The organism is Providencia sp. UF-224, assembly GCF_058245955.1.
On record NZ_JBSICC010000132.1, the window covers coordinates 1 to 325 of the forward strand.

Annotated in this window: 1 protein-coding gene; it reads left to right on the forward strand. The window is 54.5% G+C overall.

All coding sequences use genetic code 11. The features are described from left to right. A partial coding sequence (locus AC4IFO_RS23165) for a hypothetical protein (RefSeq protein ID WP_490737875.1) occupies positions 1-325 on the forward strand: 325 nt, incomplete at both ends.

A 325-nucleotide genomic window follows, 5' to 3' on the forward strand; every position in this document is an offset into this window, starting at 1 on the left:
TTCTCCCAACGTCGCCAGCAAATCCTTGATGCCGTCGGGCATGAAGCCTCATTGAAATCCCGTGATGTGGCCGCCCTGGATACGCGTCAGGCAAAAACAACCCCTGAAAAAAGTGAGTTGCTAACCGACTGGTTTGACCGCTTGGATAAAAATGGCTTTGGCTCTGAGGCGCGCAAAGCGTTTTACGCCGAAGCGGAGCAGCGCCTCGCCAAAGGAGAAGCCAGTTCGACGCCACGGGAGATACAGCTGGATATCACACGGGCGGTCACGGATGCGATTGCGTTACTCAGTGATAAGCAACTCAGTATGACCTACAGCCAAGTGC